Genomic DNA, 17215 nt, shown 5'->3' on the forward strand with positions numbered 1-17215 from the left:
CGACAATGGCCACTCTCAATACTTACTATTACCGCGTGCTGTTGCCGCACGGAAGGGTCCGATCCGGCATGCTGCGCTTGGCCGTCAAGCGTGAGCTGTCGGTGCGCATGCGTATCGAGTCGGACACCGACGGCACGGTGCTCAGCCTGTGGCGCTTTCCAGCCTGGCTCGCTTTCTTTTCCGAGATGCTCATGCATCTGTTTCGCCGCCAGGTGCGAGGCGAAGATCTGGCCGGCTTTTTGCGCGACATGGGTCTGATGATGCGCGCGGGCGTGCCCGCCCTGGAAGCGCTGCAGACCCTGGTGGACGAAAGCGACACCAGCGAGAACCGCGCCATGGCCTATGTGGCGCGCAACATGCTGGACGACCTGAATGCCGGCGTGGGAATGACCGAGGCTTTCAATCGGCATCCAGACGTGTTCCCCGAGACTGTGCGCAACCTCGTTACCATCGGCGACCAGACGGGTACGTTGGACCGCATGCTAGGCGAAGCCGCCGAGCACGTGGAGCGCATGATCAACATCAAGCGAGACATCAAAACTGCGCTGATTTACCCAGCTTTCGTATTCAGCACCATCATCGGCGTAGCGATCTTCTGGATCTACTACGTGGTGCCCAGCATGGCGCGGCTGTTCAAGCAGATGCAGGCCAAGCTGCCGCCCATCACCGAAGGTCTCGTGTCGTTTGCCGACACGCTTTCCACCCATCTGCCGTGGGTGCTGCTCGTCGTCGCCGTTGTTGCCATCACCGGTACGGTGCTGTTTCGACGTTCGGAGCGCTTTCAGCTTGCCACCTACAACGTGCTGCACCGCCTGCCGATTGCGCGCACGCTGCTCGTGTCTTCGGGTATGGCGCACATCACAGAGCATTTGTCGATCCTGGTTCGCGCTGGGGTCGACCTTGTTTCCAGCCTGCGCATTCTGGGGCGTGCTACCAAGAACCGCTACTACCGTACGCGCCTGATCCAGGTGGCTGAGTCGGTGTCGCGCGGTGAATCGGTGGCGTCCTCCATGCGCCGCACGGGCGGCTTTCCTGCCATGGCCGTGCGCATGATCTCTGTGGGCGAAGAGTCCGGCAGTCTGGACCAGCAACTCGCCCACCTGGCCACCGACTACCGCAAGCGCTTGGAAGTGGTCGTCAAGTCACTGGCGGAAATCTTGAAGCCGCTGATCATTCTGGTCGCCGGTGGGTTGTTCCTCTTCCTGATCGTGGCTCTGTTGCTGCCCGTGTACGACCTGGTGCGGCAGTCGGTCACCCAGACGATGGGAGGCGGGCAGTGATGCAGATGGTTTTTCACTCTTTGTTGAGGTCTGCCCGTTTCTATCGGGTGGGGTGTTGAATGCGCAAGCCTGTGTTGATTGGTGGTGGCCTGGGTCTCCTGGTGCTCGCTCTTGTTGTGGTCAGCTTCTGGTTGGCGACTGACAGCGCGCCGCACGACGTTGCCAAATACGCACCGAGCAAGACCATCCGCAGTGATTCGGCTGCTCGGTCGGCTGCTTCCGAAGGAGCTACGAAACCCGGCATCGATGGGGCAGCGTCGCAGCCGCTCTCTGCGCAGGCGTCTCAGGAGCGTCGGCGCCGACTGGCCCAGCTTCGGGCAGAGTTCAATGCCTTGCGTGCGCAAGGTGCCGATGCACCGCCAGAGCGTGTGCGTGCGGTGTTGGAAGAGTTGGAAGCCTTGTCTCCGCCAGGCATGGATCCCCGCTATTTCCGGACGTTGGGCAACATGCTGGAGGCCAGTGCGCGTATTCAGGCGCTCAACAAGGAACTGCAGCCGCTTATGAAAAGCACGCAGCCCAAAGATACTGCCCGCCAGAAGGCGATCATGGACGAGATGCGCGCTTTGGGCGAGCACGGGACGGCGGAAGCGATGAAGCTCCAGTCCTATGCGCCAACGGTTTCTTCAGGGGTAAAAACCCCATGATCGGGATCAGGTCCATTCAGCGATCGCGCTTGTCTCTGGGGGCACAGCGCGGACTCTCCTTGCTGGAAGTTGCCATTGTGCTGGTCATTGCCGGGCTCATGTCGTGGGCCGCGTTCACGGCCTATGAGGCCGTGTCTGCGCAGCAAGAGATCGAACGCGGTCGCGCAGAGGCGCAGCAGCTGCAATCCGTAGTGCGCGCTTTTGCCTTGCGGCATGGCCGTTTGCCCTGCCCAGATGTGGCGGGTACCGGCTACGAGTCGCTGACGGGGATGCAGTGTTCACCTGGCACGCAGCTCGGCTGGTTTCCGTACGTCAGCGCGGGCCTTGGCGTGCCCACCGACCGGTTGCGTGCGCGTTACGCGGTGTTCCGGCAAGCGGATGCAGATACCCGAAATGATGCGGACCTTGCCTCCACGCTGGAGCGGTCTGGCGATGCGCCAGCTGCAGATACCCATGAGGACGTTACCGACCTGATCGTTGCTCTGAACAACGCTTCCCGGCTGGCTGTGGGTGCCTCCAGACCATTCATCACAGGTGACGGCGGGGCAGGCGGCGCCATCGATTGCGCCAGCAATCTTCTCCTGGGGGTGGCTTACTGGGTGGTGGTGCCGCTTCAAGACAAGGACAACGATGGCAGTCGCCTGGATCCTCCCCACGCCATGAACAGCTTGTGTGCCGCAAGTCCTTCTGCTCCGCTTCGAAGGCTGTCCGATGACGTCGTCGTTGCTGAGTCGCCCATCCAGTTGGCCGGGTGGCTGCGCTCGAGCCTGCCGTAGTCGTACCAACAAGAAACATGTCGTCCATTTACTTCAAGGCCGCGTCCTCTTCGCCCCGGTGTGCCCCCGATAGTGCACGCGGCTTCGGCATGCTGCAGGTGCTGCTGCTGATTGCTGCCATGGCAGGTCTGGCGACCATAGGCTACTTACAGTGGCGCGAGCGGTCGGCTATCGACTCTTCTCGTCAGGAGCGACAAGCGCTTGCGCAGGCCGACCAAGCCATCGTTGCCTATGCCACGGTGGCAAACCGCCTGCCTTGCCCCGATATGGACAGGGATGGTGAGGAGGACTGCGGCGTCGTGACAAACCAAAAGGGCTGGCTGCCCTCTGTGACTTTGCGGCTGGCGGGGGCTGACCCCGGAGTGGATGTGGGTCAGTTGCGCTATCTGGTGCAAAGAGGTGCGGGCGAAAACAACCTCTCAACGCTGACCGACTCTTGGAGGCCGCTGGAGTACGACGGCACAACATTCGCCGCGATGCGATCAACGGGATACCCTTCAAACATCCTGACGCTGACCGATTTTTGTGAGCGCCTGGACATTGCTCGCAAAGCGACAGGGGGCACGTTGGCCCAAGTGAATGCGTCTCCCCTGCGTACCGTTGCGTATGCGCTTGCCCACCCCGGAAGTAGCGATGCGGATGGTGATGGCGACCTGTTTGACGGTGCCAATTCCAACGTGGCGGCAAATACCAACCTGATGGAAAACCCTGGCCGCAGGCCGCTGCTGGCTACTTACAACGACCTCGTTCTGGAGCGGTCGTTCCCCAGCTTGCTCGCCGCTTTCCATTGTCAGCCGTTGATCGATTCCATCAACACCGTGGCATTGGCCCATGACGTTGTTGTAGGTGTCGCTGATATGAGGGCCGACAACATCGAGTCAGCAAAGCGCGCAGTGGGTTTCTCTACGCTGGCAGCGATCATGACCAGCCTGGAGATCGTGTTGGCTGTGGCAGAAGGCGGTTCTGAGGCGACCAACTCTGCTTTTCAATGGGCGACCTGCGCTGCTTCATTGGGCTTGGCCGTGAACGCTTGCGCGGCGGCACCTCAGCACACGGTCGCTATTGGCCTGGCCGGCGGGGTCGTGTACGCGAATATTGCTGTCGTAGCACTCAACGCTACAGCAGCGGGGATTGCCGGGACAGCACTGACGCTGGCGGATGATGCGGCCACGCCAGCGCAGATCTGTCCAGCGCGCGACAATTCGCTCATCGAGCAGATGCTGGAAAGTGCAAAGGCGGAGCGGACCAAAGCTACAGCTGCACGGGTTGCTGCGCAGGCTGAAGTTACGAACAAAGAAATCGAGTTGGCCGCAGCCAAGATAGCCCGTGACAATGCAGTTGCAACGTTGCGAAGCGTATTGCGTGGTGGTGGATCGACGTCGCAGATAGACGGTGCTGTCGACCCGCTGCTGACGGCGGCTGATAACTGGGGCAAGTATTCGTTCGAACTGGAAATGGCCGAAGCGCGATTGCAGAGCGCAAAGGAAGCGCGAGATTTGTGGGCGGCCGAGGTTGCCAACTACCAGGCCATGCTGGATAACGCCCCAGCCACCCTGGCACGGCTGAATGCGGAAATATTGGCCCTTGACGCGCAAATTGCAGCCGCCGGCACGCCTGTGACACAAGCGCAAACTGATGCGCTCAATGAGCTCAATGGCCGTCGCTCCGGCAAGTTGGCAGAAATCGATGTGCTTGAAAGCATCCCTGCGTCGTTGACCCTTCCGGGCGAAATTGCGGCGCTGGATGCACAGATCGCTGCCGATCCACCCAACAACGCGGAGCTTGTGGCCGAGCGTAGGAAGAAGGTTCGTGAGCTACAGAGCAACCTGTTCCTGAATGCGCGCGCCAAGGCGCAGGCGGAGTACACAACCGCACAGACCGCTTTCAGCACTGCGACCACCGTACGCAATACCGCTGCATCCAACTTTAGCCAGGCCCAGACCGCATACCAGTCTGGCTATGCCGGCTTGGTCAATTCAGCCGGGCGTTACGCCATCTATGACGGCAGTGGCGCCGTGACAGGTTACAGGTGCACAACGGCATGCCAATCTGGCGACGTGGACGTGACAGGCGCACTGTACGGTGCACTGTGGGATCTTTTTGGATTTCCCGGCAACGTCAGTCCCAACACCGATGCAAAGTATTTAAAGCCCGTCAAATTGCAGAGAGAGCTGGACGCGCTGATCGATAAGTTCAAAGCTGCCGAAACCCGGGAAAAGAATGCAAAGGAGCAGGTAGACCAGATGCAGAAAATGGTGGATAACCCGGCCGCATGCAATGTGACCGGGTCTGCGGTGATCCCAATGACGCCGGCCCAGGCGCAGGTCATTCTTGAAAATGTGGATCGAAAGGGAGGCATCCGATGATGGCTATTCGCCTCCCGCAACGGAAACAACAGTCGGGCTTTTCACTGGTCGAGCTCGGTGTGGTCATGGTCATTGTCGGCGTCATTGGCATCATTGCCTGGCGCTGGGTGGCGTCCACACGCGAACCACTGCAACGGCCAGCCATCGTGAGCCAGCTGGCAGAGGCGCAAGTGGCCCTGGAAGGTTTTGTGTTGGCCCAGAGCCGCTTGCCCTGTGCGGCGTCGAATATCAATGGTATTGAGGATTGCAGTAGCGCCACGGGCCTGTTTCTACCGTGGCGAACTTTGGGGCTCAGCAGCCGTTTCGGACAACTGCACTACGGCGTGAACCGAGGCGGCGCGGGGCTCAACCTTGCGCCGGCGCCCGGAGCGCTGGAACGCCTGGTTTCCCCAGATTTGAACCTTGCCTACAGCGGCATACCATCCGCCGATAGTGACTTGCCCAACGATGCTGATGTGACCACGGCACTAGCTGGCGTGACCGCTGCGATGGCTGCGGCCAAGGCGCAGCGCGATGCCGAGCCGAATGGTCTTGACTGGTGCCGCGTGTTGCGCCGCTTTGCCGCCAACCCATCGGCGGCGGGCGTATTGCAGGCGGGCAATGCAACGGCCAGCGTGCCGGTGGCGTACGTGATTGCGCATCCAGGGCTGAATCAGGTATTCGAGGGCAGCAATGTTGTCGGGGGTGTTGGAGGCAGACAGTTTGATTTTCCTGGGCGGGCGCAATCGGCAGATTTTGATGACATTTCCATCGCCGTTGGTCCCGCTGATCTTTCGGGGCGTATTGGGTGCGCGACTCGGCTGAGTGCAATGCAAGCTGGGGGGCAGGCTGCATACGCTGCATACGACAACGCACTGCTGGTACAGGAGTACTGGTCTTTGCGCGTGTTTGACATTGAACAGGCAAGGTCGGCCGTATCCGGTGCGGAATCTGGCGTCACCCTGGCTGCGGTCAACTTGGCGCTGGCCGCCGGTAGCGCCGCACTGGCGATCGCATCTGCCTCCAACACTGAAGGTCTCACGGTTTTCGGCATCGTATTGGCCGGCATCAACGCAGAGGTCGCGCGCATCGAGGTGATTTTGGCTGCCATTGATCTGGTCGACGCCAAGAACGCGCTGCAAGACTCCATTGACAAGGAGGCCGCAGTTCGGGCGTACGTCATCCAGTTGTACGAAACACTGGCACTGGCCATGAACGACGCAGTGCTTTTGGACAAGAAGGGGTTGAATCCATGAAGCGCCGCATGATGGGTTTCACGTTGGTTGAAATGTCGGTGCTGTTGCTTGCCCTGGGTTTGATATTGCCCGGCGCAATCATTTTTTGGCAGTTGTCCGAACGGCAACGCGTGACCACCGTTCAAATGGATGCCCAGAAGCAGTCGCGCGATGCACTTGTGGGTTTTCTGCACTCCAACTATCGACTGCCTTGCCCTGCGGCAGACGCTTTGGGTTTTGAGGACTGCGCCGGCGAGCGGCAGACCGGGTTCTTACCCTGGCGTACGCTGAATCTGCCGAGGGAAGAGGCGGGGGCGCTGCGCTACGGCGTCTATCGCGCATCATCTGCCGCTGGGTTGGCTTCCGCACCTCAAGACCAGGATCTTGCCGTGCGGCGCGACCGTGTGAACCCTCTTCGCACACGCATGCCGATTGATCCGCCGAAAAACTCAGATACAGCGCCCAACCCACATGCGCCTCCCATCCCGGCTACAACCGACGGGGTGCTCGGGGCCACGTATTCCGGAGACGATACCGCGCCGCTCAATGGCGCCTGCAACGCTGCCAATGATCCTGCCTGCCCGCAGGGGGGGGATAACGCGGTCAGTTTGATCGACATATGCCTGGCCTTGAACACGGGGCTTGATGGCCTGGTGGCGCCCACTGGTCGGCTGGCCACCCAGGCAGGTGCCAGTCGACGCACTGCAGCATTCGTCATAGCGGCCCCGGGCATGCTGGATGCCGACGGCAATGGGCAGGGGTTTGATGGCGCCAACGCCACTGCGAGCGATGGCGACCCCACCTATGACTCGCCCGGCCGGGCGGTGACCGACACCTACGATGACATCGTTCTGGCGGCCAGCCACTCCGAGTTGTTTGCGGCGCTCAGTTGCGGCGCGGCGCTGTCTGCCGTGTCCCATGCCCACTTCAATGTAGCCACGGGCTCTGTGGTGATGGAGCGTGCCTTGTACGACTACCGAGACCAGCTCTATATTGCGGTGGTCCTCGCGGGCGCTGACGTTGCCGCTGCTGCTGCCGGGGTGGCATCTGCCTTCGCAGGATCGCTCGATGCGATCAAGGAGATGGTGTCCGCAACGGCAGACACTACGGCGACCGCTGGTGTGCGCGCATTCCAGATCAAGCTGGCTGCCGTGGGCATTGGCCTGGCAATTGCCAGCGATATTGTTGCGGCCTACTCCGTGATAGACGCAGCCTTGTCGCTGGCCGAGGCGAAGCAAGTCCACGAAGACTTTGCCGACCGCACCACCGCCATGACAAATCTCTCTCGCACCATCAACGCCAACGCGCTGCGGGCAGATGCCATCGGCCATTGATATTCATTGCTCACCAAGCCAAGCACCATGACCCCCACTTTTTTCCGAACCGGCGGTTTTCGTGTCCGTCGCCAGCGTGGTTTTTCGCTGATAGAGCTGAGCGTTGTCCTCGTCGTCATCGGGCTTGTGATCGGCGCTGTGGCCGTCGGTCGCGACCTGCAGCGCTCTGCGGCCAACCAGCGCCTGTCCACTGACTTCATTCAGGGCTGGCAGCTAGCGTACGAGGCATATTTCAACGGGGTGGGGCGGCCGCCCGGTGACAACGCCTCGAACCCGACTGGTCAAGTCAATGGTGCCGTGACACCAGCACGTTCACGGTTGTGTGGCACGGACATGATCAATGCTTTTCTTGCCGCTGGCATTCGTGTGCCGACGGGCCGTACCGAAGGTCAGCAGGACCGCTATGTGTATCTGGACAGCAATGGCAATCCGCAAGAGGCGCGGGTGTGTTTTCAGAGTGTGGACTGGTCCGAGCCCGCGGCAGCAGTTGGCCGGTATGTGGTTAGGCCACGCAACGTGATGGTGATTGAGCAGCTCACGTTTTCGCTGGCCGGCGCTCTGGACCAGCAGATCGATGGCCGTACCGATGCGCGCTTCGGCAGCTTGCGCGAAGGGCTGGCCCGGCCAGCGGGTGGCATTCCGGCCGCAGACGTGACGGATGACAACCCCGGCATGCAGTGGTCTATTGACGACAGCGTTGCCTTTGGTCAGACGGTCTCCACACGACTTGACGAATCGCAGGTCGCTGTCACCACGGCATTTTTCAAAATGATGCGCTGACTTGCGACGCGGCTTGATACGTGGCGTTTATGGCTGTTTTCGGCATTTTGCGCTCATGGATAAAGCGCTCGCAGCTATTAATTTGTGAGTAATTGAGTGCTCAAATACCGAGGGGCTGCCGCATCAACGGCAGCGTCGTTACTGGGCCCCCGCCAACTGAAACCGCTGGTCAAAGTTCATCTTCCCCAGCACCCGCAGCGCCGCCGCCAGCGTGTTGCCGTCCACCTTGCTGATGTCCAGGCTGTAGCGCCGCTCGGTGGAGACCACGTCCACACTTCTGGCGCCCCATTGCACGGCTACAAGCAATGACGGCCGCTGGCCTGCTTCGGCGCCTACCGACACACCGCGCTGCCCGGGCTGCAGCATGAACTCCAGCCGGGGCGCGCGCATGAGCGTGAGGCGGTTGGCGCCCAGGTGGCCCAGTGCGAACGAGACGACCCAGTCGTCTTCGTCTTCTACGGTCAGAAACGGGACAGGCTGCGGTGTGGCCATGGGTGGACGGTGGTGGGGATGTGCCAGTGGGCTGGCGGATGACCAGCGGTCGCAGAGCGCGGCCCGGGGTACAGGCGGCGATCAGTATGCCGTTGCAAGTCCCATGCCGGAGCGGGGAGAACCCGACGTTGGGCGCTTCCAACGCGGCGCTGGGTGTGTCAGTTTCGCGCAAGCTGATGTTGTGTGAACGCGGGTGCTTCGGATGGCGCGCAGGATGCAAGAATATGAATGAAAATTGCCTCTAGCGCTTTATCAGTAAGCGCTAATAGCTCCTGTTTTAATAGCGATAGTGTGGCGAGGTTGATCCCGCCAAAGCGCAGGCCAGCTCCCCCACGGTTTGGAGTGCGGCTTCAAACCGCGCTTGCGCGGGGTGCCCGTAGTTGATGCGCACGCAGTGGGCAAAACGCTGGTCTGCCGAAAAGATCTGCCCCGGCGCGAGGCTGATGCCCCGTGCCAGTGCCTGCCGGTGCAGCGCCAGTGCATCCACCTGTGGCGGAAGCTCCAACCACAAAAAGTAACCCCCCTCGGGCCGTGAAACGCGGGTGCCGGGCGGGAAGTGTCTGGCTACGCTCGCCAGCGCAATCGCCTGCTGCTTTTCCAGGCTTCGGCGCAGTGCGCGCAGGTGTCGGTCGTAGCCACCCTGGGCCAGATATTCAGATAACGCCTGTTGCGACGGCATAGCGGCCGAGAGCGTGGTCATGAGCTTCAGGCGCTGCACCGCAGTGGTGTAGCGGCCCGCGGCCACCCACCCCACGCGGTAGCCGGGCGCCAGGCTTTTGCTGAACGAGCTGCAGTGCATCACCAGCCTTGCGCTATCAAACGCCTTGGCCGGTGGCGGGCGCTGCGGGGCAAAGTGCAGCTCGCCATACACGTCGTCTTCGATCAGCGGTACCTGATGGCGCGCCAGCAGGGCCACGAGTTCGCGTTTCTTGTCCTCGGGCATCAGGCTGCCCAGCGGGTTTTGAAAGCTGGGCATCAGCCAGCATGCCTTGATGGGTTGGTCCGGTACCTGCCGCTCCAGTGCTTCAGCCAGCGCCGCCAGGTCGATGCCGTCGCGCGGGTGGGTGGCGATTTGCAGCGCCTGCAGGTTCAGCCGCTCCAGCGCCTGCAGCGCGGCGTAGAAGGTGGGCGATTCGACCACCACGACGTCGCCGGGCTGGGTGACGGCCTCCAGGCAGAGGTTTAGCGCCTCCATCGCGCCGTTGGTGATGATGATTTCTTCGACATCCACCGCCATGCCGTGCAGGCCGTAGCGCAGCGCGATCTGCTGGCGCAGGCGCTCGTCGCCTGGGGGCAGGCTTTGCACGATGCTCCACGGGTCGAGCTTGCGCATGCCACTGCCCAAGCAGCGCGCCAGCCGATCGAGCGGAAACAGCTCCAGGCCTGGGAAGGCCGAGCCCAGCGGCACCAGGTCGCGGTCGCGTGCCAGGCCCAGCACCTCGAACACCAGGTCGCTGATGGCGACATCGGTGGAGGTGGCTGCCGGGCGTGAGGGCAGGGGCTCCGCAGGCCGGGTTTCGGCCAGGGCGGGCAGTCGGGCGCTCACGTAGTAGCCCGAGCGCGGGCGCGCGTGGATCAGGCCCTGGGCCTCCAGCAGGTAATACGCCTCGAACACGGTGGATGGGCTGATGCCGCGTGTGCGGCTGGCCTCGCGCACGGAGGGCACGCGGTCGCCCGGGCGCAACGCGCCGCTGTGGATAAGCTGGGCAATCGCATCGGCGTGGCGTTCGTAGCGTTTCATGGGCAGGGTGGTTTGATTTTGGGCAAACTGATCTGTATTTTTAACTTGAAACTGAATCTGTACTGTTTTTGAGGCTGAGCGTAAAGTGACGAACTGTGTTGGTGCATGCCTTGAGCGGATGGCTCTTGTGTGCCCACCGACCGTTTCCCCACGGACAAAATCCCATGATCGATTGCCTGCGCAGCCTGCTGCGCCCTGTTTTTTGCCCGCCTGTTGCCGCTGCCCTCGTGGCGCTGGCCTTGAGTGCTGGCGTTGCGGCCCAGACGGTGCCCGCCAGCACGACCCGCGCAACCCCTGCAACCCCCGCAGCCACGGTGGGCGCGTCCTCCATGTCCTCGCGCGTACTGGCCTGCACCGCCTGCCACGGTAAAGAGGGCCGGGCCACGCCCGACGGCTACTTTCCGCGCATTGCGGGTAAACCGGCGGGCTATCTGGCCAACCAGCTGCTCAACTTTCGCGATGGGCGGCGCAGCTACCCGCAGATGACATACCTCATCGAGCATTTGACGGATGACTATCTGCGCGAGATGGCCGAACACTTTGCTGCGCTGGACCTGCCGTACCCACCGCCTCCTGCGCCGCAAGCACCCGCCGCCGCGCTGGAGCAGGGCCGCAAGCTGGTGCAGGTGGGCGACGCGGCACGTAGTATCCCCGCCTGCGTGGCCTGCCATGGCGCGGCCATGACGGGCGTGTCGCCATCCCTCCCTGGCCTGCTGGGCCTGCCGCGCGACTACCTCAATAGCCAGCTGGGTGCCTGGAAGACCGGTCAGCGCCGGGCCCATCAGCCCGATTGCATGGCGGACATTGCCCGCCAGCTCACGCCCGATGATGTGAGTGCTGTGTCTGCCTGGCTGGCCGCCCAGCCCGTGGCAGCGGGTGGCAAGCCCGCCCGCACACTGCCTGCTGCCATGCCCGCACGCTGCGGTGGCGTGGCCGAGGTGCCTGTGGCCGCTGCGGCGGCCCGCTGAGAAAGGATGCACCGATGAAACGCATCCTCTGGACCCTCTCTTCCGCGCTGGCAGCGCTGGGCATGGCCGCTGCCGTGCTGATCACCCTGAACCTGCGCGGCGAAGAGCCACTGCCCGCCAGCGAGACGCTGCAGAGCACGCCCGCTCTGGTCCAGCGTGGCGAGTATCTTGCCCGCGTCGGCAACTGCATGGCCTGCCACACCACCCAAGGCGGGGCGCCGTTTGCGGGTGGGCGCGGCATCGAGACGCCGTTTGGCGTGGTGCACAGCTCCAACCTCACCCCTGACAAGGCGCACGGCATTGGCAGCTGGACGTCGGCTGAGTTCTGGCGCGCCATGCACCATGGCCGCAGCAAGGACGGGCGTCTGCTGTACCCCGCGTTCCCGTACCCCAACTACACCCAGGTGACGCGCGAGGATTCGGATGCGATCTTTGCGTATCTGCAAAGTGTTCCCGCTGCGGCTGACGCCAACCGGGCGCACGCGCTGCGTTTTCCGTACAACACGCAGGCTGCGCTGGGCGTGTGGCGGGCGCTGTTTTTTGCGCCTGGCGCCGCTCAGCCGCAGCCCGCGCAAACCGCTGAATACAACCGGGGCGCGTACCTGGTCAACGGCCTGGGCCACTGCACCGCCTGCCACACCCCACGCAACGCGCTGGGCGCCACCACAGATGCCAAGGCCTTCACGGGTGGGCTGATCCCGGTGCAGAACTGGTACGCGCCCGCGCTCAATGCGGCGGCTGAGGCGGGCGTCAAGGAATGGGCTACCGAAGACGTGGTGGCGTTGCTGAAGACGGGTGTCGCTCCGCATGGGTCTGTGCTGGGTCCCATGGCCGAGGTGGTGTTCCGCAGTACGCAGTACCTTACCGATGAAGACGCGCGCGCCATGGCGGTGTATCTGCAGGGCCTACCGCAGCAGAGCCCGGCCGCTCCCGTGGTCCCCCCGCAACCGCCCGCTGCCGCCATGGCGCGCGGCAGCAAGGTGTACGAACAACACTGCGCCGAATGCCACGGCGACCAGGGTCAAGGAGATCCCGGCGCCTTCCCGGCGCTGGCGGGCAACCGCGCCGTCACGCTGGCCGACCCGACCAACCTGGTGCGCGTGGTGCTGCAGGGCGGCTACCTGCCTGCCACGGCTGGCAACCCGCGCCCGCACGGCATGCCACCGTTTCAGCAGTTTCTGTCGGATGAAGAAGTGGCGGCCGTGACCACCTTTGTGCGCAACAGCTGGGGCAACCAGGCGCCAGGTGTGGGTACCATCGAGGTTTATCGCGCCCGCGAACGGCGCGGCATGTAGCGGGTGGCCGCGGGCGGTGGCGGTGTACGCCCGCCCGCAGCATCTGCCGCGTGCGTGCTGACTGACCACCCAGGAGCCCCGTCGATGCAAAGCCCGGCAGCGTTGCCAGAATCCACACCTTCGTCAAACCCTGCCGCGCGTGTACCCGGCGGCTGGTGGGCCGTGTGCCTGTGTGCGGCCTGGTGTGGCACCTGCGGCGTGTACCGCCCTCTGTTTGACGAACTGGCCCGCGCGCATCCAGACGTGCGCTTTGAATGGGTGGACATCGAGGACGACTCGGACATCGCGGGCGACCTGGATGTGGAAACCTTCCCGACGTTGCTGATCTCCGATGGCGAGCGCGCGCTGTTTTTGGGCCCTTTGCTGCCCCAGGCGCCTGTGCTGGCGCGGTTATTGACCAGTTTGCAGGCCGCAGCACCCGGTGGTGCAGGGGCAGGGGGCGAGGCGCAGCATGTCTTTGAGCGTGTGCGTGCTTCCCGCGGTGCTTAATCCAGCCAGCAAGTGGCCATCGCCCAGTCGGTCTTCGTTGGATTCACTCCTGTTTTTATAGCTGCTAGCGCTTGATGGTAAAGCGCTAGAGGAATTTTTGTTTAATTATTTGTGGCTACACCCCGTACTTACTGGTTCCAGACCAATTCGCTGCAGGCCCAGTGCGACAAGGGCGCTTGGTCGCGGGGGATGGACCTGTACCGCCGGGCCGAGGTGGTCCGCATCGAGATCACTCCCAAAACCGAAGACCGCTGGGCGATAGAGGGTCAGGTGCAGGGCAGCCTGCCCGAGCCGTATGACGTGTCGGTGGACCTCGTGCTTGCGCCCAACGGTCAGGTCAAGCACTGGTCGGGTGATTGCACTTGCCCCGTGGGTGCGGATTGCAAACACGCCGTAGCCCTGACGCTGGAGGCCGCACAGTTGAACCCTGCGGACGGCCCGACGTCCACGCAGGCTGAAGACCCTTTGAAAGTGATGCGGGAGCGCAAGGAGGCCCTGGCACGCACCGAGGCCGAGGCCCGCGTGATGCACTGGCTGCAGGACTGGGACCGCGCCCTTGGCATCGCGTCCCCGCTTGAACCCGACGCGCGGCCCGAGCGGCCCGAGTGCTATCTGTATCTGGTTTCCACCGTAGGGCGGTCGCGCACCACGGTGCCGCAGATGCAGCTGGAGGCCGTGGTGTCATACGCCAAGGTCACGGGCGGCTGGGCCAAGCCCAAGCAGATCCGCACACAGCCCGGCCCGGGCCAGGCCGTGTACGACCGAGCCAGCGATGCCGACCGCCAGGTGCTGCAGCTGCTGCGCGCCATGCCGCGCAGCGTGGGCTACTACTCGGCCTACAGCGTGTCGCCCATCGGGGTGCTGGAGGGCGCAGTGGGCTTGCTGGCGCTGGAGCAGGCGGCTGCCACGGGGCGCCTGTTTGTGGATGCGGGCGGGTCTACCGTGGGCACCCCCCTGCGCTGGGGCGACGCGCTGCCCATTACATGGAGCTGGAAGGAGTCCTTGCCTGCGCAAGGTGGCGAGAGCGTGTGGGGCTTGCAGGCCACTTTGCCCAGCCACAGCGCCCTCCTTTGCGACAACCATCCGCCCTTGTATCTGGACACCGCCTGCGGAGTCTGCGGCCAGGTGCACGCCGAGGGCCTGAGCCCCGCGCAGGTCGCCATGCTGCTCAAGGCTCCCGCACTCAGCGCTGCAGCTCTGCAAAAACACCATGCCGACGTGGCCAGCCGCATCGGCGGAGTGCTACCGCTACCGCCGGTGCTCGGTCCGCTCACGCGGGTGCAAGGCGTCAAGCCCGTGGCGCGCCTGCACCTTGCGCCGTCGCTGCCGAACGAAGTGGCTGACATGGGCCTCATCACCGCGCAGTTGCGTTTTGATTACCAGGGCCATGTCGGCTGGTGGGCCGGGCAGGAGCTGGCCGTGCTGGTGCCGGGCGCCGACGGCGGCCAGGTGCTGCTGCAGCGCGACGCATTGGCCGAACTCAACGCCATCGAGCGCCTGATGGACCTGGGCCTGCTGGCCACCGACGACGGTCTGTTCGGCATTCCGGGCGAGCGGTCGCAAAACGACTGGATGCACTGGGCGGACAACGGCTATGCGGTGCTGCGCGACGCGGGATTTGCTATGACGCTGGATGCAGCGCTGGACGGCTGGATCCAGCATGCCGATGTGCTGGACGTGGCGCTGCAGCCCGAAGGCGATGACGAGGCCACATCACCGTGGTTTTCGCTGTCGCTGGGCATGGAGATCAACGGCGTGCGCCACAACATCCTGCCCTGGCTGCCCGACCTGATTGCCGCTGCTGCCACCCAGCCGCTGGACCCTGCCACGGGTTTGCCCCAGCTGCCTTCGCATGTCTACCTGCCGTCGCTGAACGGCCCTGGCTTTGTGCGCCTGCCTACTGACACACTGCGGCCGTGGATGGCCGCGCTGCTGGATCTGGTGGGCGACCGCGCGCATGACTTCCAAGGCGACAACCTGAAGCTATCGCGCCTGGACGCCCTGCGCACCAGCGCCGCGCTGGGCAAGGGCGCGGTATGGCAGGGCGCAGACGCCTTGCGCGCCATGGTGGCCCAACTGCGGGGCGCCAGCGCCTTGCCCCACGTGCCGCTGCCTGCCAGCGTGCAGGCCACGCTGCGTCCGTACCAGCAGCAGGGCCTGAACTGGCTGCAGTTCTTGAGCGCCAATGGCCTGGCCGGGGTGCTGGCCGACGACATGGGCCTGGGCAAAACGCTGCAGACCCTGGCGCACATCCAGGTCGAAAAGGATGCGGGGCGGCTGACCCACCCAGCGCTGGTCATTGCGCCCGTGAGCCTGATGGGCAACTGGCAGCGCGAGGCCGCGCGGTTTTGCCCGGGACTGCGTTGCCTGGTGCTCCATGGCGCGGGCCGCCATGAAGTGGCTGATGCGGTCACCGAGCATGACCTCGTCATCGCCCCGTATTCGCTGCTGCAGCGCGACCGCGAGCGCTGGCTGGCGCACGAGTGGCACCTGGTGGTGCTGGACGAGGCGCAGAACATCAAGAACGCCAGCACCCATGCTGCGCAGGTGGTCAGCCAGTTGCAGGCGCGCCACCGGCTGTGCCTGTCGGGCACGCCCATGGAAAACCATTTGGGCGAGATCTGGAGCCTGTTCCACTTTTTGATGCCGGGCTTTCTGGGCAGCCAGCAGCGCTTTAAGGAAGTGTTTCGCACGCCCATCGAAAAGCAGGGCGACGGCGCGCGCATGGCGCAGCTGCGAGCGCGCATCACGCCCTTCATGCTGCGGCGGACCAAGGCGCTGGTGGCGGGGGATTTGCCGCCCAAGGTCGAGTCGGTGATGCCTGTGGAGCTGACCGGCGCGCAGGCCGATCTATACGAGACCATCCGCCTGGGAATGGAAAAGACCGTTCGGGAAGCGCTTCAGTCCAAGGGGCTGGCCAAGTCGCAGATCACGATCCTCGATGCGCTGCTCAAGCTGCGCCAGGTGTGCTGTCACCCGCAGCTGCTGCCGCTGGACGCCGCCAAAAAGGTCAAGACCTCGGCCAAGCTGGACCAATTGATGGCCCTGTTGCCCGGAATGCTGGCCGAAGGGCGGCGCATTTTGCTGTTCTCGCAGTTCACCAGCATGCTCACGCTAATCGAGGCCGAGCTGAAAAAGCGCAACCTGCCCTGGGTCAAGCTTACGGGGCAGAGCCAGAAGCGCGACGCCATCATCGAGCAGTTCACCAGCGGGCAGGTGCCCCTGTTCCTCATCAGCCTGAAGGCGGGCGGGGTGGGGCTGAACCTGCCACAGGCCGACACCGTGATCCACTACGACCCGTGGTGGAATCCGGCGGTAGAAAACCAGGCCACCGACCGCGCCCACCGCATCGGCCAGACGCAAAGCGTGTGGGTGATCAAGCTGGTGGCGCAGGGGACGATTGAAGAGCGCATTTTGGCGCTGCAGGAGCGCAAGGCTGAGTTGGCGGGCAGCCTGTACAGCGGGTCGGCAGCGCGCAAGGAGCCGTTGTTTACCGAGGGCGACCTGGCAGAATTGTTGCAGCCGCTATCACTGTCATAGCTGCTCGCGCTGATTGGGTGAGCGCTGGATGCCATTTTGGTGCTCATCGCCCTGCAAGCCGCATGAGCGCTGGCCCGGGTAAGATTTTGGCTCGGTGCAAGGGCGTGTTGACAACAGTTTTACCCGTGCGTGTCTTTGCAAATCAACACTTTGCACGCTACAATATGGTTCTCACGACCAAGCGGGCGGGTACCAACCGCCCGTTTTTTTTGGTCGAACGCTTTTGGAGCTCGAAGCTGTCGGAGAGGGTCTCCGGGGGTTATCGGGTTTTTTGTTTTGGACATACGCAAACAAGG

General features: G+C 63.5%; 13 protein-coding genes. 11 read left to right on the forward strand and 2 right to left on the reverse strand.

The genetic code is table 11. From position 1 onward, the window contains the following. The first annotated feature begins 5 nt into the window (after positions 1-5). Genes ACK4OE_RS13075 through ACK4OE_RS13105 form a run of 7 tightly spaced genes read left to right on the forward strand, consistent with a single transcriptional unit; the run spans position 6 to position 8394 of the window. Positions 6-1280, forward strand: coding sequence for a type II secretion system F family protein (locus ACK4OE_RS13075; RefSeq protein WP_409885245.1), 1275 nt, complete (start codon positions 6-8; stop codon positions 1278-1280). Positions 1281-1339: 59 nt separating this feature from the next. Beyond that, the gene (locus ACK4OE_RS13080; protein ID WP_409885246.1) at positions 1340-1924 is read left to right on the forward strand and encodes a hypothetical protein; all 585 of its coding nucleotides are present in this window, start codon (positions 1340-1342) and stop codon (positions 1922-1924) included. Continuing rightward, positions 1921-2700, forward strand: a complete 780-nt coding sequence (locus ACK4OE_RS13085; RefSeq protein ID WP_409885247.1) for a type II secretion system protein — start codon at positions 1921-1923, stop codon at positions 2698-2700. Before ACK4OE_RS13080 ends, ACK4OE_RS13085 begins: the two co-directional genes overlap by 4 nt. Positions 2701-2717: 17 nt before the next feature. Next, positions 2718-5066, forward strand: a complete 2349-nt coding sequence (locus ACK4OE_RS13090) for a hypothetical protein (protein WP_409885248.1) — start codon at positions 2718-2720, stop codon at positions 5064-5066. After that, a complete protein-coding gene (locus ACK4OE_RS13095; protein ID WP_409885249.1) occupies positions 5066-6301 on the forward strand; it encodes a prepilin-type N-terminal cleavage/methylation domain-containing protein in 1236 nt (411 codons plus the stop codon). The genes ACK4OE_RS13090 and ACK4OE_RS13095 overlap by 1 nt, the downstream gene beginning before the upstream one ends. After that, the gene (locus ACK4OE_RS13100; protein ID WP_409885250.1) at positions 6298-7614 is read left to right on the forward strand and encodes a prepilin-type cleavage/methylation domain-containing protein; all 1317 of its coding nucleotides are present in this window, start codon (positions 6298-6300) and stop codon (positions 7612-7614) included. Before ACK4OE_RS13095 ends, ACK4OE_RS13100 begins: the two co-directional genes overlap by 4 nt. Positions 7615-7641: 27 nt before the next feature. Then, positions 7642-8394: a prepilin-type N-terminal cleavage/methylation domain-containing protein gene (locus ACK4OE_RS13105; RefSeq protein ID WP_409885251.1), complete on the forward strand. Its 753-nt coding sequence runs from the start codon at positions 7642-7644 to the stop codon at positions 8392-8394. Positions 8395-8532: 138 nt separating this feature from the next. Here ACK4OE_RS13105 and ACK4OE_RS13110 read toward each other — a convergent pair whose 3' ends face one another. Both ACK4OE_RS13110 and ACK4OE_RS13115 read right to left on the reverse strand, forming a co-directional pair. Then, positions 8533-8886 carry a hypothetical protein gene (locus tag ACK4OE_RS13110; protein WP_409885252.1) on the reverse strand — a complete coding sequence of 118 codons (354 nt, stop codon included), beginning with the start codon at positions 8884-8886 and terminating at the stop codon, positions 8533-8535. A gap of 277 nt (positions 8887-9163) precedes the next feature. Beyond that, the gene (locus ACK4OE_RS13115) at positions 9164-10627 is read right to left on the reverse strand and encodes a PLP-dependent aminotransferase family protein (protein ID WP_409885253.1); all 1464 of its coding nucleotides are present in this window, start codon (positions 10625-10627) and stop codon (positions 9164-9166) included. 164 nt (positions 10628-10791) lie between these two features. Between ACK4OE_RS13115 and ACK4OE_RS13120 the strand changes: the two genes are divergently transcribed. The 4 genes from ACK4OE_RS13120 (at position 10792) to ACK4OE_RS13135 (ending at position 16919) form a co-directional block, all read left to right on the forward strand. After that, positions 10792-11595, forward strand: coding sequence for a c-type cytochrome (locus tag ACK4OE_RS13120; protein WP_409885254.1), 804 nt, complete (start codon positions 10792-10794; stop codon positions 11593-11595). A gap of 14 nt (positions 11596-11609) precedes the next feature. Then, positions 11610-12890 carry a c-type cytochrome gene (locus ACK4OE_RS13125; protein ID WP_409885255.1) on the forward strand — a complete coding sequence of 427 codons (1281 nt, stop codon included), beginning with the start codon at positions 11610-11612 and terminating at the stop codon, positions 12888-12890. A gap of 84 nt (positions 12891-12974) precedes the next feature. After that, entirely contained in the window at positions 12975-13379 is a 405-nt protein-coding gene (locus ACK4OE_RS13130) for a thioredoxin family protein (protein WP_409885256.1), read from the forward strand. Positions 13380-13490: 111 nt separating this feature from the next. Continuing rightward, complete coding sequence (locus tag ACK4OE_RS13135; RefSeq protein WP_409885257.1) at positions 13491-16919, forward strand: SNF2-related protein; 3429 nt, start codon at positions 13491-13493, stop codon at positions 16917-16919. Positions 16920-17215: the final 296 nt, after the last annotated feature.

Origin of the sequence: Acidovorax sp. (genome assembly GCF_046314175.1) — a bacterium.
Taxonomy (GTDB): Bacteria; Pseudomonadota; Gammaproteobacteria; order Burkholderiales; family Burkholderiaceae_C; genus Acidovorax.

Bases quoted from the DNA above. Each gene is read 5' to 3' on its own strand.
- ACK4OE_RS13110 (WP_409885252.1), bottom strand. From the start codon at position 8,886: ATGGCCACACCGCAGCCTGTCCCGTTTCTGACCGTAGAAGACGAAGAC.
- ACK4OE_RS13080 (WP_409885246.1), top strand. From the start codon at position 1,340: ATGCGCAAGCCTGTGTTGATTGGTGGTGGCCTGGGTCTCCTGGTGCTC.
- ACK4OE_RS13115 (WP_409885253.1), bottom strand. From the start codon at position 10,627: ATGAAACGCTACGAACGCCACGCCGATGCGATTGCCCAGCTTATCCAC.
- ACK4OE_RS13100 (WP_409885250.1), top strand. From the start codon at position 6,298: ATGAAGCGCCGCATGATGGGTTTCACGTTGGTTGAAATGTCGGTGCTG.
- ACK4OE_RS13075 (WP_409885245.1), top strand. From the start codon at position 6: ATGGCCACTCTCAATACTTACTATTACCGCGTGCTGTTGCCGCACGGA.
- ACK4OE_RS13120 (WP_409885254.1), top strand. From the start codon at position 10,792: ATGATCGATTGCCTGCGCAGCCTGCTGCGCCCTGTTTTTTGCCCGCCT.
- ACK4OE_RS13095 (WP_409885249.1), top strand. From the start codon at position 5,066: ATGGCTATTCGCCTCCCGCAACGGAAACAACAGTCGGGCTTTTCACTG.
- ACK4OE_RS13105 (WP_409885251.1), top strand. From the start codon at position 7,642: ATGACCCCCACTTTTTTCCGAACCGGCGGTTTTCGTGTCCGTCGCCAG.
- ACK4OE_RS13085 (WP_409885247.1), top strand. From the start codon at position 1,921: ATGATCGGGATCAGGTCCATTCAGCGATCGCGCTTGTCTCTGGGGGCA.
- ACK4OE_RS13125 (WP_409885255.1), top strand. From the start codon at position 11,610: ATGAAACGCATCCTCTGGACCCTCTCTTCCGCGCTGGCAGCGCTGGGC.
- ACK4OE_RS13130 (WP_409885256.1), top strand. From the start codon at position 12,975: ATGCAAAGCCCGGCAGCGTTGCCAGAATCCACACCTTCGTCAAACCCT.
- ACK4OE_RS13090 (WP_409885248.1), top strand. From the start codon at position 2,718: ATGTCGTCCATTTACTTCAAGGCCGCGTCCTCTTCGCCCCGGTGTGCC.